Here is a 21,814-nt window from a genome sequence, read left to right as displayed (position 1 = left end):
TCAGGCCTCGTTCAGCGCCGGGAGGCGCCAGTCGACCGGCTCACCGCCCTGCTCGGCGAGGAGCTCGTTGACGCGGCTGAAGGGCTTGGAGCCGAAGAAGCCGCGGCGGGCGCTCAGCGGCGACGGGTGCGCGGACTCGATCGAGGGGATCGGGCCGAGGAGGTCCTTGAGCTTGCGGGCGTCGGCGCCCCAGAGGACGGCCACGGCGGGGCCGCCGCGCTCGGCGAGGGCGCGGATCGCCTGCTCGGTGACGGCCTCCCAGCCCTTGCCGCGGTGCGAGGCGGGCGTGCCGGGCGCGACGGACAGGGACCGGTTGAGCAGGAGCACGCCCTGGTCGGCCCACGGAGTGAGGTCGCCGTTGGCGGGGAGCGGGTGGCCCAGGTCGTCGCGGTACTCGTTGAAGATGTTGACGAGGCTCTTGGGCAGGGGGCGCACGTCGGGGGCGACGGCGAAGGACAGGCCGATGGCGTGCCCGGGGGTCGGGTAGGGGTCCTGGCCGACGATGATGACCTTGACGTCGTCGAAGGGCTGCTGGAACGCCCGGAGGATGTGCTCGGAGGCCGGCAGGTACTTGCGGCCTTCGGCGACTTCGTTGCGCAGGAACTCGCCCATCTTGGCGACGTCGTCGGCGACGGGGGCGAGGGCCTTGGCCCAGCCCGGTTCCATGAGTTCGTCCAGAGTTTTCGTCATGCCTCAGATGCTAGGACCCTCCACCGACACGAAGTACCCCGCGTCGCGCAGGGCCGCAACGATTTCGGTCGCGTGTTCGGAACCGCGGGTCTCGATCGAGAGGTCGACGGAGACTTCGCCGACGCTCAGGCGCGGGTCGGAGCGCTGGTGGTAGACGTCGACGATGTTGCCGCCGTAGCGGCCCACGAGTCTGAGGACGGTGGCGAGGGCGCCGGGGCGGTCGGCGCAGCGCAGGCTCGCGCGCATGAAGCGGCCCGAGGCGCCGAGGCCGTGTTCGATGAGGCGCATCAGCAGCAGCGGGTCGATGTTGCCGCCGGAAAGGACCGCGACGCACGGCTCGTCGTAGGCCACGGAGTAGTTGAGGAGCGCGGCGTAGGCGGTGGCCCCGGCGGGCTCGACGACGAGCTTGTTGCGTTCGAGGAGCGACAGGAGCGCGCGGCTGATGTCCTCCTCGGTGACCGTGACGATCTCGTCGACGAGCGAGGCGACGTGCGCGAAGGGGACGTCGCCGGGGCGCCCGACCGCGATCCCGTCGGCGATGGTGTGCATCTTGTCGAGCTTGACGGGGCGGCCCGCGGCGAGGGAGGTCGGGTAGGCGGCGGCGCCTTCGGCCTGCACGCCGACGATGCGGATGCCCGGCTTGAGCTGCTTGGCCGCGGCGGCGATCCCGGCGATGAGCCCGCCGCCGCCGACGGAGGTGACGATGGTGGCCGTCTCGGGGAGCTGGTCGAGGATCTCCAGCGCGATGGTCCCCTGCCCCGCGACGATGTCGCGGTGGTCGAAGGGGTGGATGAGGGTCGCGCCGGTCTCGTCGGCGAAGCGGTGCGCGGATTCGAGGGCGTCGTCCACGGTGAGGCCGCCGAGGATGACGTCGGCGCCGTATCCCTTGGTGGCGGCCACTTTCGGCAGCGGCGCGGCCTCGGGCATGAACACGGTGGAGCGGATGCCGAGGGTGGAGGCAGCGAGCGCGACCCCCTGGGCGTGGTTGCCCGCGGAGGCGGCGACGACGCCGTGGCGGCGCTCCTCGTCGCTGAGGCCGGAGACGCGCATGTAGGCGCCGCGGATCTTGAACGACCCGGCCCGCTGGAGGTTCTCGCATTTGAGGTGGACGCCGTCGAGGACGGGGTCGCGGGAGGGTTCCAGCGGGGTGCGCCGGACGATGCCGGCGAGCGCGTCCGCGGCGTCGCGGACGTCGGCCAGGGTCACGAGTTCCGTCACGCCTCGATCGTAGTGCCCGCGGTGCGCACGGTGCCCGCCCGCCGTTCCGGGGCCGGTTCCGCGCTTCTCCAGAACGCCCCGATAACGGTTGCCAGCGACCGATTTGTCGATTCCGCACCTCCGTGGGCGGCTCCATTCCGCCCATCGAAACGGCTGGTCGCACCCGGGGCGAATCGGTGCGCACCTGACGCGCCGGACTTCTGAAACAGCGGGTGACCCCCGTTACCCAAAGAGACCGGAAGGCTTAAGCTACGAACAGTCAGCCCGTAACCGTGGCGCAGCTCGCGGGACACATACCGGCCACCGCCCGCCCAGCGCCGCCGCCCGACCACCACCTGTCCATCCCCTTGAACCCCTGGAGTCAACGGTGACTGCTGTCACGCTGAAGAACGTGTCGAAGGTGTTCCCCGGCGACACCCTGGCCGTGGACTCGCTGAGCATGGAGGTCAACCACGGCGAGTTCCTCGTCCTGCTCGGCCCCTCCGGCTGCGGCAAGTCCACGGTGCTCCGCATGGTGGCCGGCCTGGAGACGCCCTCCGACGGCGAGATCCTCCTGGACGGCGAGTACGCGAACGACCTGCCCCCGCGTGAACGCAACGCCGCCATGATCTTCCAGACCTTCGCGCTCTACCCGCACATGACCGTCGGCGACAACATCGGGTTCCCCCTCAAGCTCGGCAGGCAGAACGGCGCCCAGTCCGTACCCGACGCCGTCGGCGACATGGCCGGGGCCCTGGGCATCTCGGACCTGGTGGACCGCAAGCCGAGCCAGCTCTCCGGCGGCCAGCAGCAGCGCGTGGCGATGGGCCGGGCCCTGGTGCGGCGCCCGAAGCTGTTCCTCATGGACGAGCCGCTGTCCAACCTGGACGTGGGCCTGCGCGCGGAGCTGCGCACGGAGATCTCCTCGCTCGTGCGCCGCCACGACGCGACGACGCTGTACGTCACGCACGACCAGACCGAGGCCCTGACGATGGCCGACCGGGTCGCGGTCATGCGCAAGGGCGTCCTCCAGGACGTCGGCACCCCCGACGAGGTGTACGAGCGGCCCGCGACCATGTACGTCGCGGCGTTCCTGGGCACCCCGCGCATGAACCTCCTCGAAGCGCGCGTGAACGTCTTCCTCGACCGGTACGTGGCGCTCGACTTCGGCGACCAGGAGCTGCGCCTGCCCTGGCACGACCTGCGCGGCCGCGCCGTCGCCCGCTACCACGGCGAGAACATCGTGGTCGGCATGCGCGCGGAGGCGCTCGCGCCGGTCGCCGAGGGCCACCCGGGCCAGTCGATCCAGGGCCGCGTCCGCTTCTACGAGCACCACGGCCACGAGACGCTCGTGTTCCTCGACATCGGCGCGACCGCGGTCGTCCCCGACGGCATCGGCGACAAGCCGGACCTGGCGCGCTCGGGCTCCAAGCCGCGCCGGCGCCTCGGCGGCCTGTTCTCCGGCTTCGGGCAGGCCCCGGCCGAGCGCCGCGGCGACACCGACTCGGGCCCCATCCGCAAGCCCGCGGACCTCGTGTTCCGCCTCCCCCCGCACATCCCGGTGTCCGCCGGGCAGCCGATCACCGTCGCCGTCCACATGGACGCGCTGCACTACTTCGACAAGTACGGCAAGCGGATCGACGTCGGCTGGACCCAGCGGGCCTAGGCCCCGCGTGCGCGAAGGGGGCCCGCCGCGGCGGGCCCCCTTCGCGCGCAGCGCTAACCGAGGAACTTCTCGGCCTCGACGATCTTGACGGAGATCTCGATCTCCTTGGGGGTCTTGTAGACGACGGTGTCGCCGATCTTGTGGCCCAGGATCGCCGCGCCGAGCGCGGAGTCCGGGCTGTACACGGTGAGGTCCGTGGTCGCGGCGATCTCGCGGGAGCCGAGGAGGAACTTCTCGGTGTCGTCGGGGTCGCCGTCGAACGCGATGGTGACGACGGTGCCGATCTGGATCTCGTCGGAGTCCTTCGCCTCGCCCACCTTCGCGTTGCGCAGCAGGTCTTCGAGCTGGCGGATGCGCCCCTCCTGCTTGCCCTGCTCGTCGCGGGCGGCGTGGTAGCCGCCGTTCTCCTTGAGGTCGCCCTCCTCGCGGCGGGCGTTGATCTCCGCGGCCATCAAGGGGCGGTTCGCAATGAGCTCGTCCAGCTCGTCCTTGAGGCGGTCGTAGGCCTCCTGGGTCAGCCAGGTGCCCTGGTTAGCGTCGGTAGCCATGTGTTCTCAATCCTCCGATTAGTGCGATCCGTGTTGCGGGTCCCGCCTCAGCGCGCCGCGTGCCGAGCGCGGGCCCCGGATAGCGAAAGGCCCGCCGACCGGAATGCGGTGCGACGGGCCGGAAGTCTGTGCTCAGTCGGCCTGCCAGCACCTCAGTACTTCACCGGTGTTGGCGTCGCCCTCCACCGGGAGGACGTAGGTCATCTCCACGCGGGTGGAGTCGTCCGCCGGGACCTCCACTTCGGCGTAGCCGATCTCGGCTCCGGCGAGGTCGCGGGACCGGACGGCGCACACGGCGCCCTCGCCGGCCGGCTTGTAGACCTCGAACGTGACGGCGACCTGGCCAGCGACGGAGTCGTCGTAGGCGAGGAGGCGCTCGGAGACCTCGTCCTGGCCGTAGGACTCCATGAGGAGCCACGCGGCGGCGACGCCCGCGACGACGACCCCGGCCGTGAGGGCCGCGGTCAGCGCCGGGCGGCGCTTGGCGGGTTGGCGGCGCCGACCGTAGCGACCGTCGGGGAAGGACACGTGGGCCGTATCGGGCACGCGTCCGTCCGTGGTCTGCGTCTCAGTCATTGGCGCGGCTTTCCTTCGCGATCAGCGGCTTCGCCGCCGGGAGTCCGGATTCCGGGAGAAACCGGGAAGCATTGATTATCGAGTATCGTTGCACAGAATGCCGGAGCCGACAACTACCGCGGTGCGCGAGTCGGTCCGAGCGACGAGGATCCCTGTCTCCCAGCCAGCGAGGTCGACTGCTGTGACGAACCGAAGCACCCTGCGCCTGATGTGCGTGCACGCCCACCCCGACGACGAGTCGAGCAAGGGCGCGGGCACCATGGCGCGCTACGTGCGCGAAGGCATCGAGGTCCTGGTGGTCACCTGCACCGGGGGCGAGCGCGGCGACGTCCTCAACCCGAAGATGGACCGCCCCGAGATCCAGGAGAACCTCCCGCGCGTGCGCAGCGAGGAGATGGCCCGCGCCCGCGAGATCCTCGGCGTGCAGCAGCACTGGCTCGGCTTCACCGACTCCGGGCTCCCCGACGGGTGGCTCCCCGACTCCGGGATCGACCTCCCCCAGGACGCGTTCTACCTGGTGCCCACCGAGCAGGCCGCCGCGCCGCTCGTCGAGGTCATGCGCTCGTTCAAGCCCCACGTCGTCACCACGTACGACGAGGAGGGCGGCTACCCGCACCCCGACCACGTCAAGACCCACGAGATCTCCGTCGCGGCCTTCGCCGCCGCCGGGGACCCCGCGAAGTACGTCGACCGCGGCGAGCCGTGGCAGCCGCTGAAGCTGTACTACAACCACGGCTTCGGCAAGGCGCGCATCGAGGCCCTGCACTACGCGATGGTCGACGCGGGGCTGGAGTCGCCGTACAAGGACTGGATGGACGCCGGGGACTGGACCCGCGACAAGAGCGAGCGGGTGACCACCCGCGTCGAGTGCGCCGAGTACTTCGAGATCCGCGACGCGGCCCTGAAGGCCCACGCGACCCAGGTCGACCCGGACGGGTTCTGGTTCGCCGTGCCGCGCGCGATCCAGGAGAAGGCCTGGCCGACCGAGGACTACGAGCTCGTCGAGTCCCGCATCGACACGCGCCTCCCCGAGGACGACCTCTTCGCCGGACTCCGGTAGCCACTGACATCACATGGGCCCCAGGGGAACCTGGGGCCCCTTCTTCCACTTGCGACGGCGCCTCCGACGGCGGATCGTCCCCTCCCGTGCACCCTCCGTGAGGAAACAACTGTCGGGCTCCCGACACCACGGTGTAATTCTCCGGAAAGTGCGAGAACCTTGCTGCAAGCGCGCTCCCGCGGGTTACCGTGCGGGTGAAACCGGGCCGCACCCAGGACCCCGAGCACTCCTCGCCGAAGCGGGCGCAGAACGGAGGTGGAGCCATGGTCAGCCGTGAGACGACGCCGGCGCGGACGAGGTCGTTCGTGGGCAGTCTCCTCGTCGCCACGCCGAGTCTTCAGGACCCGAACTTCGACCGCACCGTCGTCATCGGCGTCGGACACGAGTCCGACGGCGTGCTCGGCGTGGTCCTCAACCGCGCCACCGAGCGGAAGGTCGCCCACTACCTCGACCAGTGGGCCGTGCTCGCCGGGCACCCCGCGGTCCTGTTCGAGGGCGGTCCGGTCCAGCCGGACGCCGCGATCGGCCTGGGCTGGCGCAAGGCGGACGCGCCGTTCTCCGACGCGTTCCGGCCCGTGCTCGGGCGCCTCGGCACCCTCGACCTGTCCCGGGACCCCGACGAGGTCGCACCGCTCCTGGAGGGCATGCGCGTCTTCACCGGGTACGCCGGATGGGCGCCGGGCCAGCTGGAGTCCGAGATCGAGGCGGGCGCGTGGATGGTCTTCGACGCCCTCCCCGCCGACCCGTTCTCCGCCAGCCCCGAGGACCTCTGGTCGATGGTGTGGAAGCGCCAGGGCGGCATGCTGTCCGCGGTCGCGCACTACCCGTCCGACCCGTCGATGAACTAGACACCGCGAGCTAGGCGCCGGGCCGCCAGGCCATGAGGATGACGACGGCGGTGTAGAAGACGAGGTTCAGGCCCGACAGGGCCAGGAGGCGCCCCCGGTGCTGCTCCAGCAGCTCCCCGTCCATGACCCCGTGCGCGTCCTGGAGTTCCTTGCCGATCCGCGCGAGCACCGCGGGGATGACGGCCGCGCCGTTGACCACCGCGACCGCGTACAGGGTCGAGGCGATGATGAGCCACGCGTCGGCGAACGAGTAGCGGTCGCTGGTGGCCGTCGCGAGCACCCCGAACAGGGCCGCGACCAGGGTCAGCGCGTTGTACAGCATGGTGCGCCGCCCCGCCTGGTGCACGCGGTCCCCGTCCCGCTCCCGCAGCGCCCGCTCGCCCAGCCACGGCAGCAGCATGGCCGGGCCGACGCAGACCACCACCGTCAGCACGTGCAGGACCACCAACAACGTGTGCATAGTGTGATCTTAAGGACATAGCGCTCAGCGAGCGGCGGAAACGGCGGCGCCGAGGAGCCGCAGCGACCGCTCCTCCCCCGCGCGGTGCCCGGCGGCGCGGTGCGCGTCGAGGGCCCGCGCGGCGAGGTCGCGGGCGGCGCGCGTCTCGCCGCGGCCCAGCAGGATCTCGGCGGTGAGGTCGCGCGCCGCGGCCGCCGCGAGCGGGTACCCCTGGTCCTCCAGGGCGAGGAGCTGCGCCGCGTCCGCTTCCGCCGCATCGGGTTCGCCCAGTGCGAGCCGTCCCGCCGCGCGTTCGGCGAGGGCCCGGATCCGGGTGGTCGTCAGTTCGCCGCGGGCCAGTCCGAGGACCTGGGCGGCGGCGGCCACCGCCTCCTCGTGGCGCCCGGCCCCGTTGAGCGCCGCCGCGGACGCGGCGAGCCCGATCGCCTTGCTCGCGCGGTCGCCGCGCAGGTCCGCTTGGCGCACCACCATGTCCGCGTACGCCAGCGCCTCGCCGTAGCGTCCCTGCGCGCAGTGCAGGTCGGCGAGGAACGCCGCGGTGGAGGCGCCGAGCTCCCGCTCGCCCGCGTCGACCTCGATGGCGGTGACGGCGGCCAGGTGCCGTTCGGCCTCGCCGAGGTCGCCGAGGCCGATCGCGGCGGCGGCGAGGCCGCGCAGGTGGGAGGCGCGCAGGGCGGTGTCGCCGGCCGACTCGGCGAGCGCGAGGGCCTCGGTGAGGAGCCGGTGCCCGCCGCGCAGGTCGCCGAGGTCCGCGGCGACGACGCCGAGGGTGCCGAGGTTGACGCTGGCGGCGCGGGTGCGGCCGGCGGCGCGGTTCATGGCGAGCGCGGCCTCGCCGCGGCGGCGGGCGTCGCGGGGCCGCCCGAGGTTCCAGGCGACGAGCGCGGCGTTGTGGTGGGCGGAGGCTTCGCCTGCGTCCCAGTCGATGCGGCGGCACCGGTCGGCGGCGCGGGCGGCGTGGCGCCCGGCGTCGGCGAAGTCGCGGGACTTGAGGTAGGCGGTGGACATGCACAGTTCGGCGGCGGCCTCGCCTTCGGCGGAGCCGCGGGCGCCGTGGAGGGCGGCCTGGCCGAGGGCGAGGAAGTCGGCGGCGGCCAGGTCGGTCCAGGCGTGGCCGCGGAGGATGTCGGCGAGGCGCCAGGCGGTCTCGCCGCGGCCGTGCTCGGCGGCGTGGCGGGCGACGGCGAGGAGGTGCTCGCGCTCCTCGTCGAGCCAGCGGGCGGCGTCGGGCGGGGCGTCGGCGCCGCGGGCGGACCCGGGGAGGCGCGCGTAGCCGGGGTGCCGGAGGCGGCAGGCGGCGTCGGCGTGGTCGAGGTACCAGTCGTCGAGGCGGGCGCGGGCGTCGGCGCGTTCGGTGTCGGTGGCGAGGTCGTCGGCGTAGTCGCGGATGAGGTCGTGGAGCACGAGCCTGCCGCGGGCGTCGCGGTTCGCCATGTGCGCGTGGGCGAGTCGTTCGGCGGCGCGTTCGGTCTCCGCGGTGCTCGTGCCTGCGGCGGCGCTCGCGGCGCCGACGGCGAGGGACCGGGCGGGGACGGCGCCGAGGAGCCGGAGGAGGCGCTGCGCGTCGGGGTCGAGGGCGCGGTAGGAGGCGTCGAAGACGGCTTCGACGCCGTCCGCGCGGGGCGCTGCGGCGGTGCTCGCGGCGGCGAGGCGCAGGGCGAGCGGGAGGTATCCGGCGCTGCGGGCGAGGTCGGCGAGGTCGGGCCGGTCGGCGGTGCGCGGCAGGCGCAGGAGCGAGCGCAGGAGTCCGGCGGCTTCGCCGGGGGTGAGCGGGGCGAGGTCGAGCCGGCGGGCGCCGAGGAGGTCGCCGAGCCGGTTGCGGCTGGTGGCGATCACGAGGGAGCCGGGGCCGCCGGGCAGGAGCGGGGCGATCTGGTCGGCGGTCGCGGCGTCGTCGAGGAGGAAGAGGAGGCGCTTGTCGGCGGTCGCGGTGCGCAGGCGCGCGGCGGCCCGGTCGGGGTCGGCGGGGATCTGGTCGCCGGTGAGGCCGAGGGACCGCAGGAGGGCAGCGAGGGCCGCGGCCGGTTCGAGCGCGGGGAGCGCGGTGTGGCCGCGGAGGTTGAGGAAGAGCTGCCCGTCGGGGTAGTCGGCGGCGATGCGGCGGGCCCAGTGGACGGCGGTCGCGGTCTTGCCGACGCCGGCCATGCCGGAGAGGACGACGAGCGGCGCGGGCGGGGCGCCGTCGGCGCCGAGGCGGGCGGATTCGAGGTCGCGGAGCTCGGCTTCGCGGCCGGTGAATCCGGGGGCCTCGGGCGGCAGTTCGCGGGGGACGGTCCGGGCGGTGTCGATCCGCTTGCGGGCGTTCGGGGTCCAGGGTCCGTCGAGGGTCCCGGCGGCGACGACGTCGAGGCGCTCGTCGTCGCGGAGGACCGCCTCGTGGAGGCGCTGGAGGAGCGGTCCGGGGTCGATGCCGAGCTCGCCGCCGAGGGCGGCGCGCGTCTCGCGGTAGACCTGGAGGGATTCGGCGCGGCGTCCGGCGCGGTGGAGGGCGAGCATGCGCAGGGCGGTGAGGCGCTCGCGGAACGGATGGGCGCGGGCGAGCGCTTCGAGCCCGGCGGCGGCCCGGTCGTGGAGGCCGAGGTCGAGGTGGACTTCGTGGAGTTCCTGCGCGGCGAGGAGCCGGTCCTCGCCGAGGCGGTCGGCTTCGGCGCGGATGAGGCCGGTGTCGGCCACGTCGGCGTAGGCGTCGCCGCGCCAGAGCGCCGCGGCCCGCGTGTAGGCGTCGGCGGCGGGTTCGAGGCGGCCTGCGGCGCGTTCGCGCCGCGCCGCGGCGGCTTCGGCGGCGAACGCGGCGGCGTCGAAGTCGTCCGCGGTGACGTGGATGCGGTATCCGGTGGGGCCGTGGGTGATCCGCTCGGGTTCGCCGATGGCGCGGCGGAGGCGGTGGAGGGCCACGAGGAGGGCGTTGCGGGCGTCGCGGGGCGGGTCGGCGTCCCAGATCGCGTCGGTGAGCGCGTCGGCCGAGACGGGGCCCGATCCGGCGAGGAGGGCCGCGAGCAGCCGCCGCTGGAGCGTGGCGCGCAGGAGCAGGGGCTCGCCGCCGCGCGACGCTTCGAGTGGCCCGAGGACGCCGAACCGGAGCGCGCCCGTGTCTGGCATGGGCACCAGGCTAGTCGAGCCGCGCGGCCGGGCCGCAAGTGCGGTGTAAGTCGGCGGTAACCGGGCCCGGGCAGGATGGCCGCGAGATCCGGGGCGCGGTGGGCGCTCCCGAGCGAGGAGGGGCCATGGCGAAGGTCGGCTGGCTGGTCCGCAGGTCGGACCACGTGATCATCACGGCGCCGGGCGCGCCGCCCGGGACCGGGCCCGCGGTCGCGCGGCTGGCGGAGGCCCTCGACGGGTTCTCCGGCCGCAAGCCCGCGTGGTTCCGGTTCCTGGACCGGCTCGGGTACTGGTGGTACCTGGTCTGCATGGTCGCCACGGCGGTGCTCTTCGCGTTCTTCGCGCGCAACGGCCTGGTCATGAACCTCGTCTACGGGTTCTTCGCCGGGATCACCGTCGCCGTGGTCACCGCCATGGTCCTCACCGGGATCGCGCACCTCCAGGCGCGGCTCGTCGGCGGGAAGTCCGCCGAGCAGGCGAAGCGGGACGTCGCCGCGCTGGCGCGTCCGGGCGGCGGCGTCGCCGAGCGGGTCGAGGCGATCCTCGCGAAGGACCCGTCGCTGGAGGAGCGCGTGCACCGGCTCGCGTGGCAGGCCGCCGAGATCCACGGCATGGAGCGCAGCGCCGCCGACGACGAGCTCACCGAGCTGTGGGAGGCCGCCGACCCGGTTGCCGCTGCGGAGCTCGAAGCGGAGCTGCGGAAGATCCGGGAGCTCGCCGAGCGCATGAAGAAGCCGAAGGACCGGCGCTGACCTCGCTGCGGGCCCTGTGGTGGGCGGCGCTGACCGGGGCCGTCCCCGCGCTGATCCTCGCGGTCGGGGGCGGCCTCCTCGGCGGCGTCGCGTACGCGTTCACGGTGTCCCCGTGGGGAGGCGCGAAGATCGCGGTCGCGCTCCTGCCGCTCCTGGCGGCCCTCGGGTACGGCCTGTGGGCGCTCGCCGCCGCCGACCGCGAACCGCCGGACGGCGTCCTCGTGGAGGAGCGCGACCAGCCGCGCCTGTGGGCCCTGGTCCGCGTGCTCGCCGCGGCCGTCGGCACCGGTGCGCCGCACGAGATCCGCCTGACCGCCGACGCGAACGCCGCCGTCAGGGAGGACCGCCGCGGGTGCCGCACGCACCGGACCATGTCCGTGGGCGCGCCGCTGTTCGCGGCGATGACCGCCGCGCAGCTCGCCGCGGTCCTCGCCCACGAGCTCGCGCACTACGCGGGCCGCGACACCCGCTTCGCCGGGGCCGCCTACCGCAGCCGCCGCACCTACGTGCGGACCCTCGGCGCGCTGAACGGGGACGATCTCCTCCAGCGGGGCCTGCGCGCCGTGCTCGACCGCTACGGCACGTTCGTGCTGCGCGCCTCCGCGGGCCTCGCGCGGGCCCAGGAGCAGGCCGCGGACCGCGCCGCCGCGCTCGCGGCCGGTTCGGCGGCGACCGCTGGCGCGCTCGCACTGCTCGACCCGTCCGGTCCCGCCGCGGCGGACCCGTACGACACGCATCCGCCGACGGCCCGGCGCATCGCGGCGGTCGCCGCGATGCGCGCGCCCGGTTCGGTGCCGGTCCCGGCCGGAGCCGCGGCCGGGCTGCTGCGCGACTCCGAGCGCCTCTTCGGCGCCGTCGCCGGTCCGCCCGCGAACACCGATGCGGTCCTTGCGAACGCGGCCCGGGCCACCGGCCGCGAACCGTCCCTGCCGGTGCTCCTCGACGCGCTCGACGCGGGGCTCCTGCCCGACCTCGCCCCGGCCTCGCCTGGCGACCCGCCGCGGGTGCGGCGCGAACGCGCCCGCCTGTACGTCCGCGACGGCCTGCACGGGGCGGCCGCCGCGGCGCTGACCGGCGCGGACGCCCGCACCGCGCTCCCGGCGGCGCTCGACGCCGCCGTGGCCGACGACCCCGACACCGCGCCCCTGCGCGCACTGCTCACCTTGACCACCGGAAAGGCGAACACCTCATGGCACTGCTCCTGAAGGCGAAGACCCGCGTCCTGATGTCCATGCGGAAGGAGGCGAAGCGGCGCGGCCAGTCCCTCTCCGCGTACATGGACACCGTGTCCCAGTCCGACGTCATCGCCCTCATCCAGGCGACCGACCCCACGGTCAACCCCGCCGAGGTCATCCCCGGCCTGCCCGACATGCCGCCCGTGGACGTCACCAGGTGGGGCATGCCTCCGGCGGCCGCGCTCAGCACCGACGTGAGCCGCGCGGTGCCCGCGATCGCCGCGGCCGTCGCCGCCGCGCGCCGGGGCGACTGGAGGCCCGCCGCCGACCTGCTCCAGCGCAGCTACGAGGAGTGGACGACGCGCTCGGCCGCCGTCCACGCCCTCGGCGAGGCCGCCGCCGCCGACGGCGCGTGGCTCCAGGCGTGGCGCGCCGCAGGCGGCGACGAGCGCCACATCGCCGTGGTCGACGCCCACGGCCTGTTCTGGCTCGCATGGAAACTGCGCGGCGATCGGCCTCCGGAGGAGACCACACCGGAGCAGCACGACGCGTTCTACCGGACGGTCGCGCGCACCGAGGCCGCCGCGCAGCACGCGGCCCGGCTCGCCCCCGAGGACCCGACCCCGTGGTTCACGCTCGTCGTCCTTGCGCGCGCCCGCGGCTACGACGCCGACACGTTCAATGCGATCTGGCGCGAGCTCCAGGCCCGCGACCCGCTCCACCGCGCCGGGCACGAGTTCGCGCTCATGTACTGGTCCCCCGAGGGGCAGGGCTCCTACGACCCGCTGTTCGCCTTCGCCGAGCGGGCCGCCGCCGCGCATTCGTCGCTCGCGTTCCTGGTCGTCGCGGCCGCCTACGACTACGAGGACGTCAACGAGCACGTCTGGAAGGACCCGCGCGTCCACCGCGCCCTCGACGCGGTCCTCCACCGCCTCGGCACCCGGGAGGGGGCGACGGGCCCCTACACGAACGCCGACCGCAGCTGGGCCGCGTACGGCCTGGTCAACGCCGGTCGCGGCGCCGAGGCCGTCCCCCTGTTCGCCCAGCTCGCCACCGACGCCTCGGCCCGCCCCTGGGAGGACTTCGGCCCCGACGCCCGCACCGTCTTCGACGCCTACCGCCGCCGCGCCTGCGCAGCGGCCTGAACGGGCCCCGGACACGACAAAGGCCGCGACGCTTCCGCGTCCCGGCCTTGTCTGTCGGTGGAGCTGCAGGGAATCGAACCCTGGTCCTCCGCGGCCTTCGTGAGGCTTCTCCGGGTGCAGTCCGCTGTGCCTTTTATCGAGCCCCACCGATCACGCGGACGAGTCGGTGCGACGGGCTCTAATCGCCGAAAGTCTCGGACGGCGTCCCAGCGATCAAGACGACGGCCACAGCATCCTCAGATGATGCCGCTGGTCCAGGGCGGATGCGCCCCTGGAACGGCAAACTTCACGCTCGCTTAGGCAGCGAGGGCGAAGTCAGTGCGTTGCTTTGCGTTGGCACTTATTGGTTTCCAACATCGGTTTACGAGACGGCGTTGGCTTCCTCGACCCGCTTCCCTCACGTCAACGTACGGAGTCGAAACCGATCAGCCCCTGGATGGTGCCAGGTGCAACGTCGAGTGAGTGTTCATCACCCTGTTCAGTTGTGCTGTGGAATTCTACCCCGTCTCAACGGACGGGGTCGACCCGATATTCCCGTCAGCTCCCGCCGCGCTTGTTGGCGCGGCCGATGGCCCGCTCGATCTCGCGGTCGGACTCGCGCTTGGCGATGGCCTGGCGCTTGTCGTAGTTCTTGCGCCCGCGGCCCAGGCCCAGCTCCATCTTGGCGTACCCGTTCTGGAAGTACACCGACAGCGGGACGAGCGTGAGGCCGGCCTCGTCGAGCTTCGGCGCGAGCTTGTCGATCTCGGAGCGGTGCAGCAGGAGCTTGCGGATGCGCCGCGGCGGGTGGTTCGTCCACGTCCCGTAGTCGTACTCGGGGATGTGGAAGTTGTGGACGCGGGCCTCGCCGTTGTGGATCTCGGCGTACGCGTCGACGATGTTCCCCCGGCCCTGGCGCAGCGCCTTGACCTCGGTGCCCGACAGGACCATCCCGGCCTCGAAGGTGTCCAGGATCTCGTAGTCGTGGCGGGCCTTCCGGTTGGTGGTCACCACCGAGCGCTCGGGACCCGAGTGCTTGACCTTTTCCTGCTTCTTCTTGGACACCAGGCAAGCTTAACGATCGAACAGTCGTACGTCGAAAGCTTATCGGCACAGGCAGGACGGCAGGTACGGCACGGGGTTGACGCGCTCGCCGTCGACGCGCACCTCGAAGTGCAGGTGCGGGCCGGTGCTGTCGCCGGTGGTGCCGACCGCGCCGATGCCCTCGTCGCGGTCGACGTGCTCGCCGTAGGAGACCCAGATGCTCGACTGGTGCGCGTAGCAGCTGGTGATGCCACCGCCGTGCGAGATGCACGTGAGCTTCCCGTAGCCGGAGCTCCAGCCCGCGTAGACCACTTTGCCGGAGGCCGCGGCGTGGATCGTGGTGCCCGAGGACGCCGCGAAGTCGGTGCCGCCGTGGAGGCGCGCGTACCCGAAGATCGGGTGCATCCGCCAGCCGAAGTCCGAGGACTTCCAGCCGTCGACGGGCACGACCCAGCCGCCGCCACCACCGCCGCCGGAGGACGAGCCGCCGCCGTGGTCGTTGTCGTCGTCGTCCTCGCGGCGCAGCTGGTCGGCGAGGCGCTCGGACTCGGCTTCGAGCTCGTCGTAGTCGGCCTGGGCCTCGTCGCGGGAGGACTCGGCGACCGCGAGCGCGGCCTCCTGGTCGGCCTGGAGCTGCTGGACGGCGAGCTGCGCGGCATGGGCCTCGGCCTCGCGGGCCTGGGCGTCGGCGAGGGCCTGCGCGGCGGCGGCCTCGGCCTCCGCCGCTTCGGCCTCGGCCGCGGCGGCGGCGTTCTCGGCGTTGGCGGCCTCGCGGCGCGAGAGGGTGACCTCCTGCACGGCCTGCTCCTTGCCGTCCATGAGGAATTCGAGGTAGGTGAGGCCGTCGACGGCCTCGGAAGGGTCGTCGGAGGCGAGGATCGCGTCGACGGTGAGCAGTTCGGCGCCGCGGGCGGTGGCGTTGAACAGGGCGGCGCGGGACTCGCGGGCCTCGTCGACGGCGGCGGCCGCCGCGGCGTACTCGTCCTCAGCGGCGGCGAGCGCCTCGCGGGCGGCCTCGGCTTCGCGGGCGGCCTGCGCGGACTCGGCTTCGGCGGCGGCGACGCGGCCCTGGGCGACGTCGACGTCGTGCTGGGCGCCGGGCAGGCGGGCCTCGGTCTCGGCGAGGACGGCGCCCGCGGCGCGGACCTCGTCGGAGGCGTCTTCGAGCTCGGCGGCCATCTCGGCCTTCTGGCGGTCGACCTCGTCCAGATCGGACTGGGAGACCCCGAATGCGGGACTGCTCGCGGTCCCCGCCGTGAAGAGCAGGGCCGCGAGCAGCCATCCGATTCGCCTCATAACGCCAGAATCTAGTCCATCTGCGACGGATGTTCAGGCGGATCGGCGCTCATCGCCCCGATCAGGTGAGGGTCAGACCTTGATGTTGAACCGCAACGTGATCCACGCGGTGACCGCGGAGATGAGCGCGGAGATGCCCGTCAGGATCGGCAGGAGCAGCAGGATCGACTGCATGCTGATCGGCGGCATCAGGGAGAACAGGTCCTTGAACTGGCCGTCGATGACGAGGAACTTCGCGGCGATGAGCGTCGCGAACGCGAAGATCGCGCCGATGACGCCGGCGAAGACGGCCTCCAGGACGAACGGCGCCTGGACGAACCAGTTCGGCGCGCCGACGAGCTTCATGATGGCGACCTCGCGGCGCCGCGAGTACGCGGCGACCTGGATCGTGTTGGCGACCAGCATGAGCGCGGCGACGCCCTGGACGAGCGCGACGATCAGGGTGAGGCGCTGGGCCCCGCCGAGGATGTCGAACACCTGCTGGAGGATGTCGCGCTGGTTGGTCACCTGGTAGACGCCCTCGCGCTCCTGGAAGTCCGCGATGAGCTTCGGCGCGTCGTTGATGTCCTTCATCTTGATGCGGAAGGCCGCGGGGAGGACTTCGGCGTCGACGGAGTTGACGAGGTCCTCGGACTCCTCGAACGTGTCCTTGAACCGCTCGTAGGCCTTGTCCTTGGACTCGAACACGACCTGCTCGGCGTAGCCGCTGGCCTCCAGGTCCGCCTGGAGCTGGTCCGTGGTCGCCTGGTCGATGTCGCGGTCGAGGTAGACCACCACTTCGAGGTTGGTCTGGTAGTACTCCTCGATCACGTCGACCTGGTTGTACAGCAGCAGGCCCGCGCCGAGCATCGTCAGCGAGACGGCCATGGTGATGATCATGGCGACGGTCATGGAGATGTTGCGCCACAGTCCGAGGAAGACCTCGGACATCACGTACTTCGCGCGCATTAGCTCTGGTTCTGCCTTTCGCTCAGCCGTAGACGCCGCGAGCCTGGTCGCGGACGATCTGGCCGTTCTCGATCTCGATGACGCGGCGGCGCATCTGGTTCACGATGTTGGAGTCGTGGGTGACCATGAGGATGGTGGTGCCGGTCCGGCTGATCCGGTCGAGGAGCCGCATGATCTCGATCGAGGTGTCGGGGTCGAGGTTGCCGGTGGGCTCGTCGGCCAGCAGGAGGAGCGGGCGGTTGACGAACGCGCGGGCCACGGCGACGCGCTGCTGCTCGCCGCCGGAGAGCTCGTGCGGGTAGCGGTGCTCCTTGCCGCCGAGGCCGACCAGTTCGAGGACCTCGGGGACGACGCGGCGGGCCACGGACTTGGGCTTGCCGATGACCTCCAGCGCGAACGCCACGTTCTCGGCCGCGGTGCGGTTCGGCAGGAGCCGGAAGTCCTGGAACACGCAGCCGATGCTCCGGCGGTACGCCGGGGTCTTCCAGCGGCGCAGCCGGGTCACGTCGGTGTCCCCGACGGTGATCTTGCCCTTGTCCGGGATCTCTTCGCGGAGCAGGAGCTTGATGATCGTGGACTTACCCGCACCGGTCGGGCCGATGAAGAAGACGAACTCTCCCTTGTCGATGAAGACGTTCATGTCCTCGACCGAGGGCCGGTTCGACCGGGGGTAGTGCTTGGTTACACCCTCAAGCTGAATCACGAGGCGGAGTCTATCCGCCGAATTCCGGAGGCGGTCCGGCGGCTCCAGCACAAGCGTGGCATATTCCGTCGTTTCCGACCCATATGTCACGACCGCCCGGTGGTAACGACGTGATTTCGTCCGAACGGGGGAAGCACATGTGGTCAGGAGGCCCATGCGGGGTCGCCGGAGGGTCACCGGGCGGGCACGGGGGGTCCACAGCGGATCGTAGATCCTATACGAAACAGGATCTACGATCCGGTGCTAGTCGGTCGACTTCTCGCCGCTCTTGCGCCAGCGGATGCCCGCCTCCAGGAAGCCGTCGATGTTCCCGTCGTAGACGCCCTTGACGTCGGCGGTCTCGAAGCCCGTGCGCAGGTCCTTGACCATCTGGTACGGGTGCTCGACGTAGGAGCGCATCTGGTCGCCCCACGAGGCGGTGGCCGAGCCGCGCAGCTCGTCGACCTTCGCGCGCTCCTCGTCGCGGGTGCGCTGGAGCAGCTTGGCCTTGAGGACGGCCATCGCGGTGGCCTTGTTCTGGAGCTGCGAGCGCTCGTTCTGGCAGGAGACGACGATGCCGGTGGGCAGGTGGGTCAGGCGCACCGCCGAGTCGGTGGTGTTGACGCCCTGCCCGCCGGGGCCGGAGGAGCGGTAGACGTCCACGCGGATCTCGTCCTCGGGGATGTCCTCGATCTCGTCGGTCTGCTCCAGGGCCGGGACGACCTCGACGGCGGCGAAGCCGGTCTGGCGGCGCCCCTGGTTGTCGTACTTGCTGATGCGCACGACGCGGTGGGTGCCCTGCTCGACCGAGAGGTGCCCGTAGGCGTAGGGGCCCTTGACGGCGAAGGTCGCCGAGCGGATCCCGGCCTCCTCGGCGTAGGAGACGTCGTACACCTCGGTGCCGAAGCCGTGCGGCTCCGACCAGCGCAGGTACATGCGCATGAGCTGCTCGGCGAAGTCGCAGGCGTCGGCGCCCCCGGCGCCGGAGCGGACGGTCACGACGCAGTCGCGCTCGTCGTACTCGCCGGAGAGGAGGGTGCGGACCTCCAGCTCGTCGACGGCCTTGCGGATCGAGGCGAGCTCGGCGCCGGCCTCGGCCGCCGCGCTCGGGTCGTCCTCGGCGTCGGCCAGCTCGAAGAGGACTTCCACGTCGTCCATGCGCCCGTGGAGCGAGGCGAGCTTCTTGAGCTCGGCCTGCACGTAGGAGAGGCGGGAGGTGAGCTGCTGGGCGTGATCGGGGTCGTCCCACAGCCCGGGGTCGGCGGCCGCGGCCTCAAGCTCGGACAGCTCGCGCCGGAGCGCGGGGAGGTCGAGGACGGCCTCGACGCTGGCGAGCGTCGCCTTGAGTTCGCGGAGATCGGCGGAAACATCGACACTGGTCACAACAGATCAGGGTACGCCTGTATTCGGGCTCATACGAAACGGGACGCGAGCCCCTCAGGGCCGCGTCCCGCTCCGTGCTTGATCTCGTGCGTCCGGCCCGCGGGCCGGGGGTCTAGCCGTCTACCGCTTCTTCAGCCAGCTGAGGGCCGAGCGGTGGTAGCCGATCGCGAACTCCATCGCGACGGCGGCGTTCGGGTCCTCGTCGGCGTAGTCCTTCGCGGCGGCACGGGCCTCTGCCAAGGCCTCCTGGTGCTGCTCGACCGCGTCGGCGAACATCTCGTCGGCGGTGTCCTTCGAGAGGTAGTCGAGGAAGGCCGTGCGCAGCGCGACGGGGTCGCGCAGCTGGCCGATCCGGGCCGGCTCGTTGAGCCAGCGGGTGAACGCCCGCTTGCCGTTGGCGCTGATGGTGTAGGGCACCGAGGCGCGGGGCCCCGGCTTCCCGACGCGCACCAGGCCGCCTTCGGCGAGGGCGGGGAGTTCGCGGTAGACCTGCGAGCGCGTCATGGTCCAGTACGGACCGAGGCGACGGGTCGCCTCCGCCATGAGTTGTCCGCCGGTCATCGGTCCTTCGTGAAGCAAGCCCAGCAATGCTGCCGAGGTCGCGTTGAGTTCTTTTCCTGCCATGCCCGACAGGATGCCATGTGGATGCCGCCCTGACAAGTGGACAGCTCCAATGTGTCGATAGACCCCGACCGATGACTCATGCTGCGTGACCACGGATTCCGCTGCAAGCCTTGTGAATCCGACGGCGACCGATACGGTATTGCAACGCTTGATCGGAGAATTCCAATCGTGTGATCCCCATCGCCCTCATCGGTTCGGGTGACGCGGCGTCACTCGCCGCGCATGGATCATTATCGACTGTCGCGGCCGTTTTCACTTGTCGGCATGGGGGAACCGATGAGGTCCGATCCGGGCGACTCATCGTCGGAACCGCCCTCAGTGGAGCCTCCGGATTCACCCTCTGATCCGGACATATCAGTTGATTCCACCCCGCCGTCGGGGCTCTCCGACTCCGGCCCTTCGGGAGTGGGGGACGCAGCGTCACCGGACGGGGACTCAGTGGAGGCCGGTTCCGTTGGGTCCCCAGAGGACTGGTCCCCGGCCGGGATGGACGTTCCGGCCTCTTCAGACGGATCGCCCGCATTCTCCGCATTCGGGACGTCGGGTCCGGTGAGGGTCGCGACGGCCCAGACCGCCGCGGCCGCCAGGCCCACGAGGACCAAGGCGGCCACGAGGAACCGGCCGCGGCGCGCGGGCTCGGGCGGCGGCTCCTGCCCGGCGGCGAGGAGCGCGCCGATGCCCTCCCCGGCGTGCGGTGTGACGGGCTCGTAGGCGAAGGATTTCGTCGCGTCCCGTTCGCGCAGTTCGGGTTCGATGGGCGCGGTGGCCTGGCGGGAGAGGCGCGGGGCGAGGCGGCGCAGCTCGGCGGCGACGGCGTCGAGGTCGCCGCGGGCGCGCGGGTCGAGCGACAGCAGCGTCTCGACGACCTGCCACAGGTCGCGGTCGACGACGGCGGGCTTGACGGGGATGCGGGTGAGGTGGCGCTCGACGACCTCCGTGATGGACCCGCCCCGGTAGGCGCTGTGCGCGGTGAGCGCCTCGTAGAGGACGAGGCCGAGCGCGTAGTTGTCGACGCCCGTGCTCGCGGAGTCGCCGGAGGCGACCTCCGGGGCGATGTACTCGGGGGTGCCGTGGGAGGGCGCGGTGCGGGAGGCGGCGGCGCGGGCGATGCCGAAGTCGACGAACTTGACGCCCTCGGCGCCGTGCAGCATGAGGTTGCCGGGCTTGACGTCCGAGTGGCGGTAGCCGGAGCGGTGGATCGCGGCGAGGGTCTCGGCGGCGCTGGCGCACCGCAGCGCGGCCTCGGCGGCCGGGAGGGGCCCGTGGAGGCGCAGGTGCTCGCGCAGGTCCAGGCCCTCGATGAACTCCAGGACGACCGCGCAGACCGCGTCGGTGACGATGAAGTCCTTGACGCCGACGACCCCGGGGTGGTCGATGGTCCGCAGGATCTCGGCCTCGGCCCGGAAGGACTCGAAGATCTCCGCCTCGCCGCGCAGCTCCTCGCGGAGGATCTTGACGGCCACCCAGTCGCCGGTGATCCGGTCGAACGCCCGCCAGACCACGCCGACCGCTCCCCGCGCGATCTCGTGCTCCAGGACGTAGCGGTCGGCCAGCACGGACTTCATGGCAGCTCCCAGGGGTGGGTGGCGAAGCGGGCTGAATCCACTGTAATCGGGGCGTCACCCCAGCTCAGCGGCGGGTTGGCAGGGTGGCACGAACGGGGGATACAGCGCCGGGCCCGGCCGGTGCGCGGACCGGGGTTCAACGGTCGCGTGCTGTGAGTGCGGGACCACTACACTTGCGCCCATGTCCCTCGAACGGCCAAGCTTTGAACAGACTGCCGAAACTCAGTGCCGAATCAGTGGTGATCGCCTGTGACCGAATTGCGATGGCGCTACGGCGCCGCCACCGACGTGGGCAAGGTCCGCGACCTGAACGAGGACTCCCACCTCGCGTCGCGGCGTCTGCTCGCGGTGGCTGACGGCGTGGGCGGCGCCGCGGCCGGCGAGGTCGCCAGCGGGGTGACCATCGCCGAGGTGACCCGCCTGGCGCGCCGCTCCCCCGCCGACGCCCACGCGGAGCTGGGCGAGGTCGTCGAGGCCGCCCGCGACCGCATCCGCGCCGCCGTGGCCGAGAACCCCGAGTCCGAGGGCATGGCGACGACCCTGACGGGGCTGTGGCTCGGCGACGACGCCGTCGACATCGTCCACATCGGCGACTCCCGGGCCTACCAGGTGCGCGGCGAGGACTTCGTCCAGGTGACCGTGGACGACTCGTACGTGCAGCACCTGGTCGACGAGGGCGCCATCACCCCCGCCGAGGCCCAGGACCACCCCTACAAGTCCGTCGTCACCCGCGTGCTCCAGGCCAACCCCGCCCCGGCGCACTTCGAGACCCGGCCCGCGCAGATCGGCGACCGGTACATGCTCTGCTCCGACGGGCTCAGCGACGTCGTGGACGACGCCGTGATCGAGAACGTCCTGCGCGACTTCGCCGACCCCCAGGCGGCCGCCGAGGAACTCGTGCGCCTCGCCCTCGAAGGCGGCGGCCCCGACAACGTCACCGTGGTCGTCGGCGACGTCTCCGAGCACCGCGCGCGCCGCCGCTGGCCGTGGGTCCTCGCCGCGGTCGCGGCGGTCCTGGTCGTGGCCGCCATCGCCCTGGGCCTGTACTTCTTCTAGGCCGCTGAGACTTCAGGGCCG

The 21,814-nt window shown here is 72.3% G+C and carries 20 protein-coding genes and 1 other RNA gene; 7 read left to right on the top strand and 14 right to left on the bottom strand.

The window, feature by feature from the left end; all coding sequences use genetic code 11:
- Together B0I28_RS00180 and ilvA are read right to left on the bottom strand one after the other, a co-directional pair.
- Entirely contained in the window at positions 1-690 is a 690-nt protein-coding gene (locus tag B0I28_RS00180) for a uracil-DNA glycosylase (protein WP_106361817.1), read from the bottom strand.
- Positions 691-693: 3 nt separating this feature from the next.
- A complete protein-coding gene (gene ilvA, locus B0I28_RS00175; protein ID WP_106361816.1) occupies positions 694-1,908 on the bottom strand; it encodes a threonine ammonia-lyase in 1,215 nt (404 codons plus the stop codon).
- 367 nt (positions 1,909-2,275) lie between these two features.
- Here ilvA and B0I28_RS00170 point away from each other — a divergent pair, with 367 nt between their 5' ends.
- Positions 2,276-3,553 (top strand): ABC transporter ATP-binding protein, encoded by a 1,278-nt coding sequence (locus B0I28_RS00170; protein ID WP_106361815.1) that lies wholly within the window; start codon positions 2,276-2,278, stop codon positions 3,551-3,553.
- 53 nt (positions 3,554-3,606) lie between these two features.
- Here B0I28_RS00170 and greA read toward each other — a convergent pair whose 3' ends face one another.
- Positions 3,607-4,101, bottom strand: coding sequence for a transcription elongation factor GreA (gene greA / locus B0I28_RS00165; RefSeq protein ID WP_106361814.1), 495 nt, complete (start codon positions 4,099-4,101; stop codon positions 3,607-3,609).
- A gap of 132 nt (positions 4,102-4,233) precedes the next feature.
- Entirely contained in the window at positions 4,234-4,677 is a 444-nt protein-coding gene (locus tag B0I28_RS00160) for a DUF4307 domain-containing protein (protein WP_106361813.1), read from the bottom strand.
- A gap of 208 nt (positions 4,678-4,885) precedes the next feature.
- Here B0I28_RS00160 and mca point away from each other — a divergent pair, with 208 nt between their 5' ends.
- Together mca and B0I28_RS00150 are read left to right on the top strand one after the other, a co-directional pair.
- On the top strand, positions 4,886-5,737 hold the full coding sequence (gene mca / locus B0I28_RS00155) for a mycothiol conjugate amidase Mca (RefSeq protein ID WP_342761185.1): 852 nt from the start codon (positions 4,886-4,888) through the stop codon (positions 5,735-5,737).
- A 263-nt stretch (positions 5,738-6,000) separates the two neighbouring features.
- On the top strand, positions 6,001-6,585 hold the full coding sequence (locus tag B0I28_RS00150; protein ID WP_106361811.1) for a YqgE/AlgH family protein: 585 nt from the start codon (positions 6,001-6,003) through the stop codon (positions 6,583-6,585).
- A gap of 10 nt (positions 6,586-6,595) precedes the next feature.
- On the opposite strand, the gene B0I28_RS00145 is transcribed toward B0I28_RS00150, so the two are convergent.
- Together B0I28_RS00145 and B0I28_RS28175 are read right to left on the bottom strand one after the other, a co-directional pair.
- Positions 6,596-7,045 carry a DUF2269 family protein gene (locus B0I28_RS00145; protein WP_106361810.1) on the bottom strand — a complete coding sequence of 150 codons (450 nt, stop codon included), beginning with the start codon at positions 7,043-7,045 and terminating at the stop codon, positions 6,596-6,598.
- A 24-nt stretch (positions 7,046-7,069) separates the two neighbouring features.
- Positions 7,070-10,144: an AfsR/SARP family transcriptional regulator gene (locus tag B0I28_RS28175; RefSeq protein WP_106361809.1), complete on the bottom strand. Its 3,075-nt coding sequence runs from the start codon at positions 10,142-10,144 to the stop codon at positions 7,070-7,072.
- 125 nt (positions 10,145-10,269) lie between these two features.
- On the opposite strand from B0I28_RS28175, the gene B0I28_RS00135 reads away from it, so the two are divergent.
- The 3 genes from B0I28_RS00135 to B0I28_RS26765 all read left to right on the top strand — a co-directional run bounded on the left by B0I28_RS00135 (position 10,270) and on the right by B0I28_RS26765 (position 13,216).
- Entirely contained in the window at positions 10,270-10,896 is a 627-nt protein-coding gene (locus B0I28_RS00135; protein WP_106361808.1) for a hypothetical protein, read from the top strand.
- A 104-nt stretch (positions 10,897-11,000) separates the two neighbouring features.
- A complete protein-coding gene (locus B0I28_RS00130) occupies positions 11,001-12,101 on the top strand; it encodes a M48 family metallopeptidase (protein WP_106361807.1) in 1,101 nt (366 codons plus the stop codon).
- Positions 12,086-13,216 (top strand): DUF4034 domain-containing protein, encoded by a 1,131-nt coding sequence (locus B0I28_RS26765; RefSeq protein WP_146147917.1) that lies wholly within the window; start codon positions 12,086-12,088, stop codon positions 13,214-13,216. The genes B0I28_RS00130 and B0I28_RS26765 overlap by 16 nt, the downstream gene beginning before the upstream one ends.
- A 55-nt stretch (positions 13,217-13,271) precedes the next feature.
- Here B0I28_RS26765 and ssrA read toward each other — a convergent pair.
- The 8 genes from ssrA to B0I28_RS00085 all read right to left on the bottom strand — a co-directional run bounded on the left by ssrA (position 13,272) and on the right by B0I28_RS00085 (position 20,737).
- Positions 13,272-13,649: a transfer-messenger RNA gene (gene ssrA, locus B0I28_RS00120) on the bottom strand.
- Between the two features lie 104 nt (positions 13,650-13,753).
- On the bottom strand, positions 13,754-14,260 hold the full coding sequence (gene smpB / locus B0I28_RS00115; RefSeq protein ID WP_106361806.1) for an SsrA-binding protein SmpB: 507 nt from the start codon (positions 14,258-14,260) through the stop codon (positions 13,754-13,756).
- A 39-nt stretch (positions 14,261-14,299) separates the two neighbouring features.
- Positions 14,300-15,535 (bottom strand): M23 family metallopeptidase, encoded by a 1,236-nt coding sequence (locus B0I28_RS00110; protein ID WP_106361805.1) that lies wholly within the window; start codon positions 15,533-15,535, stop codon positions 14,300-14,302.
- A 72-nt stretch (positions 15,536-15,607) separates the two neighbouring features.
- A complete protein-coding gene (gene ftsX, locus B0I28_RS00105) occupies positions 15,608-16,483 on the bottom strand; it encodes a permease-like cell division protein FtsX (RefSeq protein WP_106361804.1) in 876 nt (291 codons plus the stop codon).
- 22 nt (positions 16,484-16,505) lie between these two features.
- Complete coding sequence (ftsE, locus tag B0I28_RS00100) at positions 16,506-17,186, bottom strand: cell division ATP-binding protein FtsE (protein ID WP_106362569.1); 681 nt, start codon at positions 17,184-17,186, stop codon at positions 16,506-16,508.
- 243 nt (positions 17,187-17,429) lie between these two features.
- Positions 17,430-18,548 carry a peptide chain release factor 2 gene (prfB, locus tag B0I28_RS00095; RefSeq protein WP_106361803.1) on the bottom strand — a complete coding sequence of 373 codons (1,119 nt, stop codon included), beginning with the start codon at positions 18,546-18,548 and terminating at the stop codon, positions 17,430-17,432.
- A gap of 120 nt (positions 18,549-18,668) precedes the next feature.
- Positions 18,669-19,172, bottom strand: coding sequence for a PadR family transcriptional regulator (locus tag B0I28_RS00090; RefSeq protein WP_106361802.1), 504 nt, complete (start codon positions 19,170-19,172; stop codon positions 18,669-18,671).
- A gap of 230 nt (positions 19,173-19,402) precedes the next feature.
- Entirely contained in the window at positions 19,403-20,737 is a 1,335-nt protein-coding gene (locus B0I28_RS00085) for a serine/threonine-protein kinase (RefSeq protein ID WP_106361801.1), read from the bottom strand.
- Between the two features lie 249 nt (positions 20,738-20,986).
- Between B0I28_RS00085 and B0I28_RS00080 the strand changes: the two genes are divergently transcribed.
- Positions 20,987-21,793, top strand: a complete 807-nt coding sequence (locus tag B0I28_RS00080; RefSeq protein ID WP_106361800.1) for a PP2C family protein-serine/threonine phosphatase — start codon at positions 20,987-20,989, stop codon at positions 21,791-21,793.
- Positions 21,794-21,814: the final 21 nt, after the last annotated feature.

Source organism: Glycomyces artemisiae (assembly GCF_003002955.1).
Lineage (GTDB): Bacteria > Actinomycetota > Actinomycetes > Mycobacteriales > Micromonosporaceae > Glycomyces > Glycomyces artemisiae.
Note: the sequence above shows the minus strand (reverse complement) of the source record. Positions and strands in the feature narration are given on the sequence as shown.